The sequence below is a fragment of the Pseudomonas putida genome, assembly GCF_003228315.1.
In the GTDB taxonomy this organism is placed as follows: domain Bacteria; phylum Pseudomonadota; class Gammaproteobacteria; order Pseudomonadales; family Pseudomonadaceae; genus Aquipseudomonas; species Aquipseudomonas putida_S.
Genome location: NZ_CP029693.1, coordinates 2,624,920 through 2,641,029, shown reverse-complemented (window position 1 = coordinate 2,641,029; position 16,110 = coordinate 2,624,920). Strand labels below are relative to the sequence as shown.

Below are 16,110 nucleotides of genomic sequence, written 5' to 3'. Positions count from 1 at the left end.
GGCTACGCAAGCAGCAGTCACAGGTGGTGCGGCACTTGAACAAGTGCAGCACCGAATGCGCAGTACCTAACGAAGACGGTAAAAAGCATGAATCTTCACGAGTATCAGGGTAAGCAGCTGTTCGCTGAGTACGGCCTGCCAGTATCCAAAGGCTACGCGGTAGACACCCCGGAAGAAGCAGCAGCAGCTTGCGACAAGATCGGCGGCACCGAGTGGGTTGTCAAAGCCCAGGTCCACGCCGGTGGTCGCGGTAAAGCGGGCGGCGTTAAGCTGGTTCGCAACAAAGAAGACGCCAAAGCCTTCGCACAGCAGTGGCTGGGCAAGCGTCTGGTGACTTACCAGACTGACGCCAATGGTCAGCCAGTCACCAAGATCCTGGTTGAATCGTGCACTGATATCGCTAAAGAGCTGTACCTGGGCGCTGTCGTTGACCGTTCGAGCCGTCGCATCGTGTTCATGGCTTCCACCGAAGGTGGCGTGGACATCGAGAAAATCGCTCACGACACTCCAGAAAAAATTCTGAAGGCCACTATCGATCCACTGGTTGGCGCTCAGCCATTCCAGGGTCGCGAGCTGGCATTCCAGCTGGGTCTGGAAGGCAAGCAAGTTGCCCAGTTCGCCAAGATCTTCACCGGTCTGGCCAAACTGTTCCAGGATCACGATCTGGCCCTGCTGGAAGTGAACCCGCTGGTGATCAAGGCTGACGGCGACCTGCACTGCCTGGACGCGAAGATCAACATCGACGCCAACGCCATGTATCGTCAGCCTAAGCTGAAGACTTTCCACGATCCGTCGCAGGACGATCCGCGCGAAGCGCACGCTGCCAAGTTCGAACTGAACTACGTAGCGCTGGAAGGCAACATCGGTTGCATGGTCAACGGTGCCGGCCTGGCCATGGGTACCATGGACATCGTCAACCTGCACGGCGGCAAGCCAGCCAACTTCCTCGACGTGGGCGGCGGTGCTACCAAAGAACGCGTTACCGAAGCATTCAAGATCATTCTGTCCGACACCAACGTCGCTGCAGTACTGGTTAACATCTTCGGCGGCATCGTTCGTTGCGACATGATTGCCGAAGGCATCATCGGTGCAGTGAAAGAAGTCGGCGTGAAAATCCCGGTTGTTGTTCGCCTTGAAGGCAACAACGCTGAGCTGGGCGCTAAAGTACTGGCAGAAAGCGGTTTGAACATCATCGCTGCTACCAGCCTGACCGACGCTGCTCAACAAGTTGTCAAAGCTGCGGAGGGCAAATAATGAGCGTCCTGATCAATAAAGACACCAAAGTTATCTGCCAGGGTATTACCGGTTCGCAAGGTAGTTTCCACACCCAGCAAGCCATCGAGTATGGCACCAAGATGGTTGGTGGTGTAACTCCAGGCAAAGGCGGTACCGAGCACCTGGGTCTGCCAGTGTTCAACACCGTGAAAGACGCCGTAGCTGCCACTGGCGCCACCGCCAGCGTGATCTACGTTCCGGCTCCTTTCTGCAAGGACTCGATCCTGGAAGCTGCTTTCGGCGGCATCAAGCTGATCGTCTGCATCACCGAAGGCATTCCTACCCTGGACATGCTGGACGCTAAAGTTAAGTGCGACGAGCTGGGTGTTACCCTGATCGGCCCTAACTGCCCAGGCGTGATCACTCCAGGCGAATGCAAGATCGGCATCATGCCAGGTCACATTCACTTGCCAGGCAAGGTCGGTATCGTTTCCCGTTCCGGCACCCTGACCTACGAAGCTGTTAAGCAGACTACTGACGCCGGTTTCGGTCAGTCGACTTGCGTCGGCATCGGTGGTGACCCGATCCCGGGTTCGAACTTCATCGACATCCTGAAGCTGTTCCAGGAAGACCCGAAGACCGAAGCGATCGTGATGATCGGTGAGATCGGCGGTTCGGCTGAAGAAGAAGCGGCTGCCTACATCAAGGCAAACGTGACCAAGCCGGTTGTTTCCTACATCGCTGGTGTGACTGCTCCTCCGGGCAAGCGCATGGGCCATGCTGGCGCAATCATCTCTGGCGGCAAAGGCACTGCAGACGAGAAATTCGCTGCGCTGCAAGACGCAGGCGTAAAAACCGTGCGTTCGCTGGCAGACATCGGCAAGGCCCTGGCCGAGCTGACTGGTTGGGAAGTCAAGTAAGCTTCGTGCTTGGCTGACTTTTCACCAAGCAAAGGCCACCTTCGGGTGGCCTTTGTCGTTTTCGGATTTGTGTTGTTTGTTCAATTGATCTCAACGCTCACGAATCCTGTGGGAGCGAGCTTGCTCGCGATGACGGACTTACAGGCACCCACCATTTACATGCGAAAACGCGACACGAAAATGTCGTAGATCGGATAGTTCGCCCTCTAACAGTGCGTTTGTCAGACAAATTCGTTAGGCTACGCGCCATTTTTGCGTCCGCTGCCCACAAGGCGGCTACGCGCTAAAGGGTCAGTCCCATACGGACCGGCAGCATTTCCCTCACCCATAAGGGAAACCCCTCTCTAAATTCCGATTCAGTAGTGTGGTATTTCCTTAATGAAAGTGTTGAAAGGCCAGGACATCCTGGCACTTGGTTTTATGACGTTTGCCCTGTTCGTCGGGGCCGGCAACATCATCTTCCCGCCTATCGTCGGTTTGCAGTCCGGGCCTAATGTCTGGATGGCGGCGCTGGGCTTTCTCGTCACGGCGGTGGGTCTGCCGGTGGTCACCGTTGTAGCGCTGGCCAAAGTCGGTGGCGCGATGGATGCCCTGAGCAGTCCGATCGGCAAGCTGGCGGGCGGTCTGCTGGCCGCTGCCTGCTACCTCGCCGTCGGCCCTCTGTTTGCCACGCCGCGCACCGCGACCGTGTCCTTCGAAGTGGGCCTGGCTCCGCTGACCGGCGAAAGCCCGTTGGCGCTGTTCCTGTACAGCTCGGTGTATTTCCTGCTGGTGTTCTTCATCTCGCTCTACCCGGGCCGCCTGCTGGACACTGTGGGACGTTTCCTCGCGCCACTGAAGATCATTGCCCTGGCGGTATTGGGTATCGCGGCATTCGCCTTGCCAGCGGGTGATATCGGTCAGGCAACACCTGAATACGTGGCTGCACCGTTTTCCCAGGGGTTCATCAATGGTTACCTGACCATGGATACCCTCGGCGCACTGGTGTTCGGCATCGTGATCGTCAACGCTATCCGCTCCCGCGGCGTTGAATCGCCCGCGCTGATCACCCGTTACGCAATCATTGCCGGGCTGATCGCCGGCGTGGGTCTGGCACTGGTGTACATCAGCCTGTTTCGTCTCGGTTCGGGCAGTCACGAAGTGGCCGTCGGCGCGACCAATGGCGCGGCGGTATTGCACGCGTACGTGCAGCACACCTTCGGTTCGCTGGGCAGCGGTTTCCTCGCGGTGTTGATTTCCCTGGCGTGCCTGGTGACCGCTGTAGGCCTGACCTGTGCCTGCGCCGAGTACTTCAGCCGCGTGCTGCCACTGTCCTACAAGACCCTGGTGATCATCCTCGCTGCGTTCTCCCTGCTGGTGTCCAACCTGGGCCTGACCAAGCTGATTGCGTTCTCGATCCCGGTACTGACCGCGATCTACCCGCCTTGCATCGCCCTGGTCGCCCTGAGCTTCTGCAAGGACTTCTGGCACGAGCAAGGCCGCATCGTCGGTCCGGTGATGCTGGTGTCGTTCCTCTTCGGTCTGATCGATGCGCTCAAGGGCGCCGGTCTGGCGGACTGGATGCCGGCGCAGCTGGCTCACCTGCCGCTCAGTGATCAAGGCCTGGCGTGGCTGGTGCCGTCGGTGATGACTTTGGTCGTCGCCGTGGTCTGCGACCGCCTGTTGGGCAAGCGCGAAGAAGCACTGGCTTAAATGCTGCTGCGGCCCGTCACAAGCGGGCTTGTGAGCAAAACAGAAATGCCCCGCATCAATCGATGCGGGGCATTTTTTATGGGCGCGGGGCAGTGTCTTTTTCCTTAAGCTAACGTCGAAGCACTGCCTGACCTCCTGACCTCCTGACCTATTGTGGGAGCGAGCCTGCTCGCGAAAGCGGCGTCACATTCAATAGAGGTGCTGATTGATCCAGCGCTATCGCGAGCAGGCTCGCTCCCACAAGGTTTGGCGTTTCGTCACTACATCAAAAAAGGACCTGCATGTCGTTCATCCAAGCCAACCTGATCCACATCCTTGCCGCGTTCTGGTTTGTCATCTGCTGGGGCGGTTACACCCGCTATGCGACCTGGAAAGGCCGCGATACCGCCTGCCTGGCCAGTGTCCTGCATCTTTATCGCGAGGACTGGATGCGCCGCATGCTGCTGCGCGACAACCGCATTGCCGATGCCAGCGTGATCGGCAACCTGGAGCGCAACGCGTCCTTCTTCGCCTCCAGCACCCTGATTATCCTGGCCGGCATCCTGACCGTGCTGGGTTCCTCCGAACGGGCGGTGTCGCTGCTGGCGGATATTCCCATGGTGCAACAGGCGACACAGGGCATGTCTGAAATCAAGTTGCTGTGCCTGGCGCTGGTGTTCGTCTACGCCTTCTTTACTTTCAGCTGGTGCATGCGCCAGTACAATTTCGCCGCGATTCTGGTGGGCTCGGCGCCGATGGCCGGCGAGCGCCATGTATCGGAACTTGAGCGCAAGGCCTTTGCCTCGCGGGCGGCGCGGGTCATCTCGATGGCGGCCAACCAGTTCAACTTTGGTCTGCGGTCCTACTATTTCGGGATGAGCATGCTCGCCTGGTTCGTCAGCCCCTGGCTGTTCATGTTGATGAGTGCGGGCGTGGTGTTCGTCTTGTATCGCCGCGAGTTTCATTCCGACGTTCTCGACGTGATGGTCTATACCCCTACAGAGGCGCCATTGCCCGAGGTGAATAAAGAGGCCGCTTGATGAGTATTCCGTTCTGGTGTGTGTTTATCAGTGCACTGTTGATTTACGTGGCGCGCATGCCCGTTACCAAAGCCATGAAAGAGCAGGGCGGTTACAACAATCACTTGCCACGCCAACAACAAGGGCAACTCACCGGTTTCGGTGCCCGTGCATTGGCTGCACACCAGAATAGTTTCGAGGCGTTCATTTTGTTTGCGGTGGGAGTATTGATGGCGCATACCACGCAGACGGCGGGATGGCTCATTGATCTGTTGGCCATCATCTTTGTCATCGCACGAGTTATCTATTTGCTGTGTTACTGGAAAGACCTGACCTGGCAACGCAGCATGGTATGGCTGGTGGGATTTGTCTGTTCACTATTGCTGATGATTAGTCCGACTTTTCGCACGATTTTGCTCTAAGACTGGATGGCCAACAAAATCGCAGGCAAAAGAAAACCCGCACTTGGCGGGTTTTCTTTTTTCACGCTAAAAACCGAATTAGTTCTTAGGTGCTTCCGGCGCGGCTTCTTTTGCCGCTGCTTCGTTCGATTCAGCCTGAGCTTTGGCGGCTTCGGCGTTTTCTTTCGCCGCGTCGTTCACTTTATCCTGAGCTTTGCTCATGTCTTGCTGAGCTTGCTCAGCATGTTTGTTGGCTTCTTGAGCTTTGTCCTCGGATTTTTTATCGCAGGCAGCGAGACCGAGGGAAGCGGTCAACATCAAGGCAATAGCTAAAGTCTTACGCATGGGGTGTTTCTCCTGATGAAAATAACTACTGGCCTTTCGAGCACAAGCCCAGGGGTTAAGTTCCACAAATGCTTGAGATATATAAGTTTGTTCTAAAGCGGAACTTTTATGCGAACCGCTACTTCATTCTGTAGGTATTCAAGAAGAGCTTTAACCAATGGCTGAAAACCCTGTTTTTGAGCGCGCAATACGATTCATGTCAGCCCTGCGTCATTGTCAGGTCCTCGGGTTACGTGTTCACAGTGCCAGTAATGAGGGGTTGACCGTCGTTCTTCCTTATAGCCAGCAGATCGTAGGAAACCCGCAAACCGGGGTGATTCATGGCGGGGCGATCACCACGTTGATGGACACTGCCTGTGGCATGTCCACGCTCTGCGTATTGCCGGAATTCGAAGTCTGCCCGACCCTCGACCTGCGCATCGACTATATGCACGCCGCCGAGCCCCATAAGGACGTGTACGGTTTCGCCCAGTGCTACCGGGTGACCACCGATGTGATCTTCGCCCGCGGCTTTGCCTATCAGGACGATCCCGAGCAGCCGATTGCCCATGTGGTGGGCACGTTCATGCGCATGGGCAAAGGCATCAAGGGCACCAAAAGCTTTGGTGGCGCCATCGCTGGAGGTGCGAAATGAGCGATTCCTTTCAGGAACAATTGCAACAGGCTCACGAGCAGGGCGATTACAGCACGCTGCTGCAGCTGATCCCCTACGCCACGCTGATCGGCGTCGAATGTTCGCGGGTGGGGGATGAATTGCTGTTTCGCCTGCCGGCCAACAAGGACAACATCGGCAATCCCCTGTTACCCGCGATCCATGGCGGCGTGATTGCCGGTTTCATGGAACTGGCCGCCGCGCTGCATCTGCTGATCAGCACCGGATCGCCGGGGGTACCGAAAATTATCGATTTCTCCCTCGATTACCTGCGTGCCGGACAATTTCGCGATACCTGGGCCCGATGCCAGGTGTGCCGCCAGGGGCGTCGGGTGGGCAACGTCGCCATTACCGCCTGGCAAACCACGGAAGCTGAGCCTATCGCGACGGCCAGGGCGCATTTCAAACTGGAGGAACCCTTGAAATCCTGAACACAGCCCCCAACTCTCATGACAACCCGCCGCTGACCCTCTTGGTCGCGGCTTATGCCATCTGATTGGAGTTTGATGACCATGAGTGTGGAAACTCAAAAGGAAACCCTGGGCTTCCAGACCGAGGTAAAGCAGCTGCTGCACCTCATGATCCATTCGCTGTATTCCAACAAGGAAATCTTCCTTCGCGAACTGATCTCGAACGCCTCTGACGCTGTAGACAAATTACGTTTCGAAGCCCTCGCCAAGCCTGAATTGCTGGAAGGTGGCGCGGAACTGAAAATCCGTGTGAGCTTCGACAAGGACGCCAAGACCGTCACCCTCGAAGACAACGGCATCGGCATGAGCCGTGAAGATGTGATCACCCACCTGGGGACCATCGCCAAGTCCGGCACCGCCGACTTCATGAAAAACCTGTCGGGCGACCAGAAGAAGGATTCGCACCTGATCGGTCAGTTCGGCGTGGGCTTCTACTCCGCGTTCATCGTTGCCGACAAGGTCGACGTGTTCAGCCGCCGTGCCGGTAGCCCGGCCAGCGAAGGCGTGCACTGGTCGTCCAAGGGCGAGGGCGAGTTCGAAGTTGCCACTATCGACAAGGCCGACCGCGGCACTCGTATCGTGCTGCACCTGAAGTCCGGTGAAGACGAGTTCGCCGACGGCTGGCGCCTGCGCAACATCATCAAAAAGTATTCCGACCACATCGCCTTGCCGATCGAGTTGCCGAAAGAAGCGGCAGCCGCCGAGGGCGAAGAGAAGCCAGCCGTTGAATGGGAAACCGTCAACCGCGCCAGCGCCCTGTGGACCCGTCCGCGCACTGAAGTGAAGGACGAGGAATACCAGGAGTTCTACAAGCACATCGCCCACGACTTCGAGAACCCGCTGAGCTGGAGCCACAACAAGGTCGAAGGCAAGCTGGAATACAGCTCGCTGCTGTACGTACCGGCCCGTGCACCGTTCGACCTGTACCAGCGCGAAGCGCCGAAAGGCCTGAAGCTCTACGTGCAGCGCGTATTCGTCATGGATCAGGCCGAGTCGTTCCTGCCGCTGTACCTGCGCTTCATCAAGGGTGTGGTCGATTCCAACGACCTGTCGCTGAACGTGTCGCGGGAAATCCTGCAGAAAGACCCGATCATCGACTCCATGAAGTCGGCACTGACCAAGCGCGTGCTGGACATGCTGGAGAAGCTGGCGAAGAACGAGCCTGAGCAATACAAGGGCTTCTGGAAGAACTTCGGCCAAGTCATGAAAGAAGGCCCGGCGGAAGACTTCGCCAACAAGGAAAAAATTGCCGGCCTGCTGCGGTTCGCATCCACCCACGGTGATGACGGCGAGCAAGTGGTTGGCCTGGCCGAGTACCTGGCCCGCGCCAAGGAAGGCCAGGACAAGATCTACTACCTGACCGGTGAAACCTACGCCCAGGTCAAGAACAGCCCGCACCTGGAAGTCTTCCGCAAGAAAGGCATCGAAGTGCTGCTGCTGACCGACCGCATCGACGAGTGGCTGATGAGCTACCTCAGTGAATTCGACGGCAAGAGCTTTGTCGACGTGGCGCGCGGTGACCTGGACTTGGGCAACCTGGATTCGGAAGAGGACAAGAAGGCCGCTGAAGAAGTCGCCAAGTCCAAGGAAGGTCTGGTGGAGCGTCTCAAGACCGCACTGGGCGAATCCGTTGCCGAAGTACGGGTTTCCCATCGCCTGACCGATTCGCCGGCGATCCTGGCCATTGGTGAGCAGGACCTGGGCCTGCAAATGCGTCAGATCCTGGAAGCCAGCGGGCAGAAGGTGCCGGATTCGAAGCCGATTTTCGAATTCAACCCGGCTCACCCGCTGATCGAGAAGCTCGACAACGAGCAGAGTGACGAGCGCTTCGGCGACCTGTCGCACATCCTGTTCGATCAGGCGGCCCTGGCGGCCGGCGACAGCCTGAAGGACCCGGCGGCCTATGTTCGTCGCCTGAACAAGCTGTTGGTCGAGTTGTCGGCTTAACTGTGTTGCAGAAAAACCCGCTTCGGCGGGTTTTTTCATTCTGGTGTTCAAAAAATCAGGAGTCAGAAATGAGCCAAATCACTGTACGTTCCGTGGCCTACCAGATTGACGGCCAGCCCTATGAAAGTCGCCTGGCGTTCGACGCCGAGCACAAGGGCGCGCGTCCGGGCTTGCTGATGGCACCAAACTGGATGGGTGTCGGCGCGGGTGCTGAAGAGATCGCCAAGTCGGTTGCTGCCAAGGGCTACGTGGTGTTGATCGCCGACATTTATGGGCAGTCGGTGCGTCCGCAGAACAACGACGAGGCGGGCGCGGCAATGATGCCGCTGAAGAATGACCGCGCGTTGCTGCGCAAGCGCATGCAGGCGGCTTTCGAGCAATTGCAGAAACAGGGTGAGGCTGCCGTCGATACCTCGAAGCTGGCGACCTTCGGTTTCTGTTTTGGTGGTTGCTGTGCGCTGGAACTTGCGCGTACCGGTGCTCCGGTGAAGGCGGCGGTCTCGTTCCACGGCACCCTCGATACCCCGAATCCGGCCGATGCGAACAACATCAAGGGCAAGGTGCTGGTCCTGCACGGCGCATCCGATCCATTGGTGCCGAAGGAGCAGTTGCCGGCATTCGAGGATGAAATGAATGCCGCCGGTGTGGATTGGCAGTTGCTCAGCTACGGCGGTGCGTTTCACTCGTTCACTGACCCGCACGCCAAGGTGCCGGGGATGATGATGTATGACGCCAAGGTTGCCGCACGGGCGTTTACGTCGATGCACAACCTGCTGGATGAAGTGTTCAAGGGCTGATTGCAGCTTATGCCGTGCATTTGTCTTCGCTAGTGCCGGCCTCATCGCGAGCAGGCTCGCTCCTACAATGGAATGCGTTTCCCTGTAGGAGCGAGCCTGCTCGCGAAGACGGTGTAACTGACGACGGCAAAGTTAAGGCAGCTCGATCCGCTCAACTTCCCCCGGCACCTTCGGCCAATCCCCGGCCGCCCAGCGCCTGCGCGCTTCGTCGATCTTCGCCGGATCGCTCGAGACAAAATTCCAGTTGATCCGCCTTGGGCCGTCCAGCGGTGCGCCACCAAACAGCACCGCATGACTGTCGCTGTCAGCGGACAATGTCATCTCTTCCCCGGTCGGCAATACCACCAGATCGTGAGGTTCGACCGGCTCGCCATTGAGCAGTACCTCGCCACTGAGCACATACAGCGCACGTTCTTCATGTTCGGTGGGAATCAGCAGGGTCGTTGCCGTTTGCAGGTGCAATTCGGCGTACAGCGTAGGAGAAAGCACCGGTACCGGCGATTCCAGGCAAAAGCCTGACCCGGCGATCATCCGGATCTTCACCCCAAGGTTCTCGCTGACCGGCAATGTGGAGGCAGGATGATGGCTGTAGTAGCCGGGACCTTGTTCCTGGTCCTTGGGTGAGGCCAGCCAGATTTGCAGGCCGTGCATCGTGAATTCGCGGCCTTTGAGGGCTTCGGGGGTGCGCTCGACGTGGGCGATGGCGCTGCCGGCGGTCATCCAGCTGACATCCCCGGGGCTGACCACCTGATCCGAGCCCAAGCTGTCCTTGTGTTGGAGCTGTCCCTCGAAGAGGTAGGTCAGCGTGGACAGACCGATATGCGGATGCTGGCGGATGTTCATGCCGTCTCCCGCGGCGTAGCGGGTTTGCAGCATGTGATCGAAAAACACGAAGGGCCCGACATTGCGGCATTTGGCTGAGGGTAGCGGGCGAAGAATCGGCTGGCCCTCGACGTCTTCGGCGCGGGGGCGGATCACGAGCGGAGTGTTCATGGTGCGTTCCAGGCTGAGCGGGTGATGCGATCGAGCATAACCCGCTTGCGCCATCGTTGCCGCTATTGGCTGAACGCGCCTTCGGAAAGATGGGTTTCGATGCTGACTTCGCTGGTGGTCATCAGCTTGTGGATCGGGCAGCGGTCGGCTACGCGGTGCAGTTCGTCACGCTGGGCGTCGGTGAGCACGCCTTTGAGAGTCAGTTTGACGTGCAGGGCGTATTTGCCCTTTTGCTCCTGGCTGTTGTCGCGTTTGACCTCGACGCCAACGCCGGTCAGGGGAATGTCTTTCTTCTTGGCATACAGCTTCAAGGTCAGGGCTTTGCAGGCGCCCAGCGCAGCATCGAAGTAATCGTGTGGTTCCGGTGCAGAACCTTCACCGCCAGCCGTGGCGGGTACGTCGGCAAAGAGTTCGTGGTCATCGATTTGCACGCTGTGACGAAAACCTTCGGCGGAGACGGTGTTGACGGTAACGGTCATGGGAAACCTCGCTGGCATCAGGAAAAGTCATTCGATCAAAAAGAACGCTGAAGGTATAGAGCCATCACGCTGATCTGTCGTTCCAATTTTGTGGGCGTGTTCACGCAGGCGGTGCGCGTTATCGTTCACGTCCATCGCGAGCAGGCTCGCTCCCACATCAGCGCGCAAAAAAAAAGCCCCGCAATTGCGGGGCTTTGTCGTGTCGCTGGATCAACTGCCTTTGACCGTCTTGCCGTTCACCTTGCCGTCCAGGAGCATGATGTTGTACTCCTTGCCGTCGGTTTCGACCTGTTGCAGGCGGACCAGCAGGTAGTCCCAGTCCTTGGCGAACCACAGCACGGTGGTGCGCTTGCTTTGTGTCGGATCGCGCACGCGCTCGACCTTGACTGCATCGATCTGGCCGGCCTTGGTGTCGACTTTCTCGGAGCCCAGCACGCGGAAGTCATAGGTATCGACTTCACCACCATCGACCACCTGGTAGCTCATGCTTTTCTTGCCGGCGGCCACGTCATGCTGAAGCGCGAGCTGGTAGGTGGATTTGTCGACCATGCCGCGGTTGAGTGGAATGTTCACCGCGTCGCCACGGTCGGTGCCGGTCACCTTCTTGGCGGCCCAGTCGAAGTCCAGGTCGGCTTTCTTGGCTTTGCCCAGGCCACCCCGCTCGAAATGGTAGGACTGCGGCAGCAGGGTGTCCTTGTCGACCGTCAGGGTGCTTTCTTCGGTCAGGCTGGCGATCATCATCGACGCCTTGAAGCTGAGCTTCCAGGTGCCGTTGGCGTCCTTGGTCAGGCTGCGTTCGGCAGTGCCGCTCATGGGCAGCTGCTTCCAGTCGGCGGTGTAGCTGGCGGAGAAGGGTTGAAGGTCTGCCGCCTGTGCGAAGGGCAGGGCGAGCAGCGCGCAAGCGAAGAGCAGGGCACGACGCATAAAATCTCCTAGGTTCGTATCAAGTGGCCGCTGGCCGCGAGTAACTGTCCATCCAGTAAAGCACCTTGGTCGCCAAGTGATAACCGGCCTTCGGCAAACCAGCGGACGGCCATCGGGTAGATCAAGTGTTCCTGAACATGGACTCGCTGCGCCAGGCTTTGCGGCGAGTCGTGCAACTCTACCGGTATTACTGCCTGTACGACCAGTGGTCCGCCATCGAGTTCCTCGGTGACGAAGTGCACGGAACAGCCATGTTCCACATCGCCAGCTTCCAGCGCGCGCTGATGCGTGTGCAGCCCTTTGTATTTGGGCAGCAGCGAGGGATGGATATTGAGCAGGCGACCCTGATAGTGGCGCACGAAATCCGCGCTGAGAATGCGCATGAAGCCAGCCAGTACCACGAGTTTGGGGTTGAACGCGTCGATCAGTTCGATCAGCGCGGCATCGAAGGCTTCGCGGCCATCGAAAGCCTTGTGATCCAGGGCGCGGGTGTCGATACCCGCATCCCTGGCGCGTTGCAGGCCGTAGGCGTCGGCGCGGTTGGAAATCACCGCAGCGATGCGGACCGGGCTGTCGCCGGTCCGCGTGCTGTCGATCAGGGCCTGCAAGTTACTGCCGGTGCCGGACAACAGCACCACCACATCACAGGTCTGGCTCATCAATGAGCCTTGAGGTTCTTCAGTTCGACCTGGGCCGCGCCTTCGGCAGCGGTGGAGATCTGGCCGATGACCCATGGCTGCTCGCCAGCGTCGCGCAGCACTTTGAGGGAGGCTTCAACGTGCTCCTGAGCCACGCAGATGACCATGCCGACGCCGCAGTTCAAGACGCGGTGCATTTCGTTTTCGTCGACGTTGCCTTTCTCTTGCAGCCAGTCGAACACCGCCGGGCGGGTCCAGCTCGCCACGTCGACCACCGCCTGGGCGCCTTTTGGCAAGACGCGCGGGATGTTGTCCAGCAGGCCGCCACCGGTGATGTGGGCCATGGCTTTGACAGCGCCGGTTTCCTTGATCAGCTTGAGCAGCGGCTTGACGTAGATACGGGTCGGGGCCATCAGCAGGTCGGTCAGCGGTTTGCCGTCGAGCTGGGTGTTTTCGATGTCGGCACCGGACACTTCGATGATCTTGCGGATCAGCGAGTAACCGTTGGAGTGCGGGCCGGAAGATGGCAGGGCGAGCAGGGCATCGCCGGCAGCAACCTTGGAACCGTCGATGATTTCGGATTTTTCCACGACGCCGACGCAGAAGCCGGCCAGGTCGTAGTCTTCGCCTTCGTACATGCCAGGCATTTCAGCGGTTTCGCCACCGACCAGGGAGCAGCCGGACAGCTCGCAGCCCGCGCCGATGCCGGTCACGACCTGAGCGGCGGTGTCGACGTTCAGTTTGCCGGTGGCGTAGTAGTCGAGGAAGAACAGCGGCTCGGCGCCGCACACCACCAGGTCGTTGACGCACATGGCGACCAGGTCGATACCGATGCTGTCGTGCTTGTTCAGGTTCAGTGCCAGGCGCAGCTTGGTGCCGACGCCGTCAGTGCCGGAAACCAGGACTGGTTGCTTGTAGCCGGCCGGGATTTCGCAGAGGGCGCCAAAACCGCCCAGGCCGCCCATGACTTCCGGGCGCGCAGTGCGCTTGGCGACGCTCTTGATGCGTTCGACCAATGCTTCACCGGCGTCGATGTCTACACCGGCGTCCTTGTAGCTCAGGGAGGGTTGCTTGCTCATGATCCAGGCCTTTAGGGGGAATTTCTGGGTAACGACCGAGTTCAGCGGGGCTGCCGAAATCGAAGCGGGCGATTGCCTCACGCGAATTTCGAAAGTGCCCGGCTGTTGCCGGTCTGCGAAGGCGCGCGATTTTATCAGGCTTGAAGGGCAGCGGCCATCCTCACGCCGACGGCAGGGGCATATCGGCTTAAAAAAACCGTCATGCGCGCTCGATGGTGGCATCCTTGCGGCCTGCGTAAAGTATCGCCGTTAAGCGTCTATCGTTATGACAGTGCGAAAACTTACCCAGCCCGTGTGAATGTTTTGCGTCCGGTCATGGTCACAGCCTTGCTCGAACGTCTTCATGCGGCCTGTTCCAGCCGCTCTTGTCGTCAGGAATCCTCCATGCGTTTTTGTAAATTCTTGTTTGTGGGTTGTCTGTCATTGATCAGCCTGGTCAGCCAGGCCGAAACCGTCAAAGGTCTTTATCAGGTGCGCGAGCCGGTCAACGGCCAGTCACCGGAAGAGCGCGATCAAGCGACCCAGCGCGCCCTCGATACGCTGGTGCTGCGCCTGACCGGCGACCCCAAGGCCGCGCAAAGCCCGGGGCTGGCGGCGATCCGCAAGGATCCGCAGCAAATCATCAGCCAGTTCGGTTACGACGCCGGGCCGCCGGAAGTATTGAAAGTCGATTTCGATCCAGGCACCACTGAACAAGCATTGCGCCGCGCCGGACTGGCCACGTGGGGCGCCAATCGTCCGTCGATTCTCGGTTGGTGGTTGAACGACACAACCGAAGGAGCAAGCCTTGTGGGTGATGGGCAGGCCAGCGCAGCCCCATTGCGACGTGCCGCGCAACATCGCGGTTTACCGCTGCGCTTGCCGTTGGCGGATCTGAATGAACAGCTTGTTGCCACCGCGCCCAACCTGGAAGGTACCGACCCGGCACCTTTGCGCAACGCTTCGGAGCGCTACAACGCTGACGCCCTGCTGGCAGTGCATGCTCACGAAGAGGGAGGGCAATGGCAAGCCAACTGGCGTTTGTGGCTGGGGGATCAAAAGGAAGCGGGCACCGTCACGGGGGGCGATCAAGCGGCCGTCGCGGACGCGGTGATGCTGGCGGTCAACCAGCGACTGGCGCCGCGTTTCGTCGCCAAGGCTGGGGCATCCACTGCGCAACTACTGGAAGTTCAAGGCATGAACCTTGAGCGCTATGCGACCCTTGGGCGCTTGCTGGAGCCCTTCAACGGACGGCCGCAAAGTGTGGATGGCGACAAGATCCTGTATCGGGTCAATGGCAGTACCGAGCAGTTGCGGGCGCAGTTGTCGCTGGCGAAGTTGCAGGAGGTGTCGGCACCGGCTCCGGCCAACCTGCCGCCTGCTGCACCGACGGCCGACGGCCAAGCCCCTGCCGCAGCGCCAGCACCGGCCCCGGCAGCTACGCCTGCGCTGCATTTTCGCTGGTAGTTTTTCTTTCTATATATAGAAGCAAGGGAGTGGTTCATGGCTGATACACGGCGTTGGTTCTGGTTGGGTGGGGTGGTTCTGCTCTGCGGGTTCATCTGGCTGTTGCATCCGATCCTGTCGCCGTTCCTGGTGGCGCTCTTGCTGGCTTATCTGTTCGATCCCCTGGTGGATCGGCTGGAGAGGGCCGGGCTGTCTCGCACACTGGGCGTCGTCACGGTGTTCGCGCTGTTCACCCTGATCTTCACCGCGCTGCTGCTGGTCCTGGTGCCGATGCTGGCCAAGCAACTCTTTCGCTTATATGAGTTGGCACCGCAGATGCTCGACTGGCTGCAGCACACGGCGTTGCCATGGGCGCAATCGAAATTCGGCTTGTCCGAAGGGTTCTGGAAGTTCGACAAGCTCAAGGCCGCCATCAGCGAGCACATGGGGCAGACCACCGATATCGTCGGCGTGGTGCTGAGCCAGGCCACGGCTTCCGGACTGGCCTTGATGGCCTGGTTGGCGAATCTGGTGCTGATCCCTGTGGTGAGTTTCTACTTGCTGCGGGATTGGGATGTGATGATGGCCAAGTTGCGCAGCTTGCTGCCTCGCGATCGCGAGGAGCGCGTGGTGTCACTGGCTGGCGAATGTCATGAAGTGCTCGGGGCCTTCGTGCGCGGGCAGTTGCTGGTGATGCTCGCCTTGGGCGTGATCTATGCCGCGGGCCTGATGCTGGTGGGGCTGGAGTTGGGCTTGTTGATCGGTCTGATCGCCGGTCTGGCAGCGATTGTGCCGTACATGGGGTTTGTCATCGGTATTGGCTCGGCCTTGATCGCCGGCCTGTTTCAGTTTGGTGGCGATCTGTATCCGATGGTTGGCATCGTTGCGGTGTTCATGGTCGGGCAGGCACTGGAAGGCATGGTGTTGACGCCGTTGCTGGTGGGGGATCGCATCGGTCTGCATCCAGTGGCGGTGATTTTCGCGATCTTGGCCGGTGGTGAGCTGTTCGGCTTTACCGGCATCCTCCTGGCGTTGCCGGTGGCGGCGGTGATCATGGTGCTGGTGCGTCATGTTCACGACCTGTACAAGGATTCCGAAATCTACAGTGGTGTCGACGAGCCGGAGCTTTAGGCTT

17 protein-coding genes are annotated in these 16,110 nt (G+C 59.1%); 11 read left to right on the top strand and 6 right to left on the bottom strand.

What is annotated here, in order from left to right; genetic code table 11:
- Positions 1-87 precede the first annotated feature (87 nt).
- The 5 genes from sucC to DKY63_RS12095 all read left to right on the top strand — a co-directional run bounded on the left by sucC (position 88) and on the right by DKY63_RS12095 (position 5,247).
- Positions 88-1,254 (top strand): ADP-forming succinate--CoA ligase subunit beta, encoded by a 1,167-nt coding sequence (sucC, locus tag DKY63_RS12115; RefSeq protein WP_110964308.1) that lies wholly within the window; start codon positions 88-90, stop codon positions 1,252-1,254.
- Complete coding sequence (gene sucD / locus DKY63_RS12110; RefSeq protein WP_085723285.1) at positions 1,254-2,135, top strand: succinate--CoA ligase subunit alpha; 882 nt, start codon at positions 1,254-1,256, stop codon at positions 2,133-2,135. Before sucC ends, sucD begins: the two co-directional genes overlap by 1 nt.
- A gap of 378 nt (positions 2,136-2,513) precedes the next feature.
- Positions 2,514-3,827, top strand: a complete 1,314-nt coding sequence (gene brnQ / locus DKY63_RS12105) for a branched-chain amino acid transport system II carrier protein (RefSeq protein ID WP_110964307.1) — start codon at positions 2,514-2,516, stop codon at positions 3,825-3,827.
- 281 nt (positions 3,828-4,108) lie between these two features.
- A complete protein-coding gene (locus DKY63_RS12100; RefSeq protein ID WP_110964306.1) occupies positions 4,109-4,846 on the top strand; it encodes a DUF599 domain-containing protein in 738 nt (245 codons plus the stop codon).
- Positions 4,846-5,247: an MAPEG family protein gene (locus DKY63_RS12095; RefSeq protein ID WP_110964305.1), complete on the top strand. Its 402-nt coding sequence runs from the start codon at positions 4,846-4,848 to the stop codon at positions 5,245-5,247. The genes DKY63_RS12100 and DKY63_RS12095 overlap by 1 nt, the downstream gene beginning before the upstream one ends.
- A 78-nt stretch (positions 5,248-5,325) precedes the next feature.
- On the opposite strand, the gene DKY63_RS12090 is transcribed toward DKY63_RS12095, so the two are convergent.
- Positions 5,326-5,571, bottom strand: a complete 246-nt coding sequence (locus DKY63_RS12090) for a hypothetical protein (RefSeq protein WP_110964304.1) — start codon at positions 5,569-5,571, stop codon at positions 5,326-5,328.
- A gap of 157 nt (positions 5,572-5,728) precedes the next feature.
- Here DKY63_RS12090 and DKY63_RS12085 point away from each other — a divergent pair, with 157 nt between their 5' ends.
- From DKY63_RS12085 to DKY63_RS12070, 4 genes are all read left to right on the top strand, one after another.
- A complete protein-coding gene (locus DKY63_RS12085; RefSeq protein ID WP_110964303.1) occupies positions 5,729-6,205 on the top strand; it encodes a PaaI family thioesterase in 477 nt (158 codons plus the stop codon).
- Complete coding sequence (locus DKY63_RS12080; RefSeq protein WP_110964302.1) at positions 6,202-6,654, top strand: PaaI family thioesterase; 453 nt, start codon at positions 6,202-6,204, stop codon at positions 6,652-6,654. Before DKY63_RS12085 ends, DKY63_RS12080 begins: the two co-directional genes overlap by 4 nt.
- An 81-nt stretch (positions 6,655-6,735) precedes the next feature.
- Positions 6,736-8,640 carry a molecular chaperone HtpG gene (gene htpG, locus DKY63_RS12075; RefSeq protein ID WP_110967913.1) on the top strand — a complete coding sequence of 635 codons (1,905 nt, stop codon included), beginning with the start codon at positions 6,736-6,738 and terminating at the stop codon, positions 8,638-8,640.
- 68 nt (positions 8,641-8,708) lie between these two features.
- On the top strand, positions 8,709-9,437 hold the full coding sequence (locus tag DKY63_RS12070) for a dienelactone hydrolase family protein (protein WP_110964301.1): 729 nt from the start codon (positions 8,709-8,711) through the stop codon (positions 9,435-9,437).
- Positions 9,438-9,569: 132 nt separating this feature from the next.
- Here the strand turns inward: DKY63_RS12070 and DKY63_RS12065 are convergent, their stop codons facing one another.
- The 5 genes from DKY63_RS12065 to purM form a co-directional block, all read right to left on the bottom strand.
- Positions 9,570-10,430, bottom strand: a complete 861-nt coding sequence (locus DKY63_RS12065; RefSeq protein ID WP_110967912.1) for a pirin family protein — start codon at positions 10,428-10,430, stop codon at positions 9,570-9,572.
- A gap of 62 nt (positions 10,431-10,492) precedes the next feature.
- Complete coding sequence (locus DKY63_RS12060) at positions 10,493-10,909, bottom strand: OsmC family protein (protein ID WP_110964300.1); 417 nt, start codon at positions 10,907-10,909, stop codon at positions 10,493-10,495.
- 210 nt (positions 10,910-11,119) lie between these two features.
- Positions 11,120-11,833 (bottom strand): DUF3108 domain-containing protein, encoded by a 714-nt coding sequence (locus DKY63_RS12055; RefSeq protein ID WP_110964299.1) that lies wholly within the window; start codon positions 11,831-11,833, stop codon positions 11,120-11,122.
- 8 nt (positions 11,834-11,841) lie between these two features.
- A complete protein-coding gene (gene purN / locus DKY63_RS12050; protein WP_110964298.1) occupies positions 11,842-12,492 on the bottom strand; it encodes a phosphoribosylglycinamide formyltransferase in 651 nt (216 codons plus the stop codon).
- A complete protein-coding gene (gene purM / locus DKY63_RS12045) occupies positions 12,492-13,550 on the bottom strand; it encodes a phosphoribosylformylglycinamidine cyclo-ligase (RefSeq protein ID WP_110964297.1) in 1,059 nt (352 codons plus the stop codon). The genes purN and purM overlap by 1 nt, the downstream gene beginning before the upstream one ends.
- 384 nt (positions 13,551-13,934) lie before the next feature.
- Here purM and DKY63_RS12040 point away from each other — a divergent pair, with 384 nt between their 5' ends.
- The gene (locus DKY63_RS12040) at positions 13,935-14,996 is read left to right on the top strand and encodes a DUF2066 domain-containing protein (RefSeq protein WP_110964296.1); all 1,062 of its coding nucleotides are present in this window, start codon (positions 13,935-13,937) and stop codon (positions 14,994-14,996) included.
- Positions 14,997-15,032: 36 nt separating this feature from the next.
- Positions 15,033-16,106 carry an AI-2E family transporter gene (locus tag DKY63_RS12035; protein ID WP_110964295.1) on the top strand — a complete coding sequence of 358 codons (1,074 nt, stop codon included), beginning with the start codon at positions 15,033-15,035 and terminating at the stop codon, positions 16,104-16,106.
- Positions 16,107-16,110: the final 4 nt, after the last annotated feature.

Excerpts from the sequence above, each read along its gene's own strand:
- DKY63_RS12090 (WP_110964304.1), bottom strand. The coding sequence starts at position 5,571 with ATGCGTAAGACTTTAGCTATTGCCTTGATGTTGACCGCTTCCCTCGGT.
- DKY63_RS12080 (WP_110964302.1), top strand. The coding sequence starts at position 6,202 with ATGAGCGATTCCTTTCAGGAACAATTGCAACAGGCTCACGAGCAGGGC.
- DKY63_RS12060 (WP_110964300.1), bottom strand. The coding sequence starts at position 10,909 with ATGACCGTTACCGTCAACACCGTCTCCGCCGAAGGTTTTCGTCACAGC.
- purM (WP_110964297.1), bottom strand. The coding sequence starts at position 13,550 with ATGAGCAAGCAACCCTCCCTGAGCTACAAGGACGCCGGTGTAGACATC.
- DKY63_RS12035 (WP_110964295.1), top strand. The coding sequence starts at position 15,033 with ATGGCTGATACACGGCGTTGGTTCTGGTTGGGTGGGGTGGTTCTGCTC.
- sucD (WP_085723285.1), top strand. The coding sequence starts at position 1,254 with ATGAGCGTCCTGATCAATAAAGACACCAAAGTTATCTGCCAGGGTATT.
- DKY63_RS12065 (WP_110967912.1), bottom strand. The coding sequence starts at position 10,430 with ATGAACACTCCGCTCGTGATCCGCCCCCGCGCCGAAGACGTCGAGGGC.
- DKY63_RS12070 (WP_110964301.1), top strand. The coding sequence starts at position 8,709 with ATGAGCCAAATCACTGTACGTTCCGTGGCCTACCAGATTGACGGCCAG.
- DKY63_RS12040 (WP_110964296.1), top strand. The coding sequence starts at position 13,935 with ATGCGTTTTTGTAAATTCTTGTTTGTGGGTTGTCTGTCATTGATCAGC.
- htpG (WP_110967913.1), top strand. The coding sequence starts at position 6,736 with ATGAGTGTGGAAACTCAAAAGGAAACCCTGGGCTTCCAGACCGAGGTA.
- DKY63_RS12055 (WP_110964299.1), bottom strand. The coding sequence starts at position 11,833 with ATGCGTCGTGCCCTGCTCTTCGCTTGCGCGCTGCTCGCCCTGCCCTTC.
- DKY63_RS12085 (WP_110964303.1), top strand. The coding sequence starts at position 5,729 with ATGGCTGAAAACCCTGTTTTTGAGCGCGCAATACGATTCATGTCAGCC.
- purN (WP_110964298.1), bottom strand. The coding sequence starts at position 12,492 with ATGAGCCAGACCTGTGATGTGGTGGTGCTGTTGTCCGGCACCGGCAGT.
- DKY63_RS12095 (WP_110964305.1), top strand. The coding sequence starts at position 4,846 with ATGAGTATTCCGTTCTGGTGTGTGTTTATCAGTGCACTGTTGATTTAC.
- DKY63_RS12100 (WP_110964306.1), top strand. The coding sequence starts at position 4,109 with ATGTCGTTCATCCAAGCCAACCTGATCCACATCCTTGCCGCGTTCTGG.
- sucC (WP_110964308.1), top strand. The coding sequence starts at position 88 with ATGAATCTTCACGAGTATCAGGGTAAGCAGCTGTTCGCTGAGTACGGC.
- brnQ (WP_110964307.1), top strand. The coding sequence starts at position 2,514 with ATGAAAGTGTTGAAAGGCCAGGACATCCTGGCACTTGGTTTTATGACG.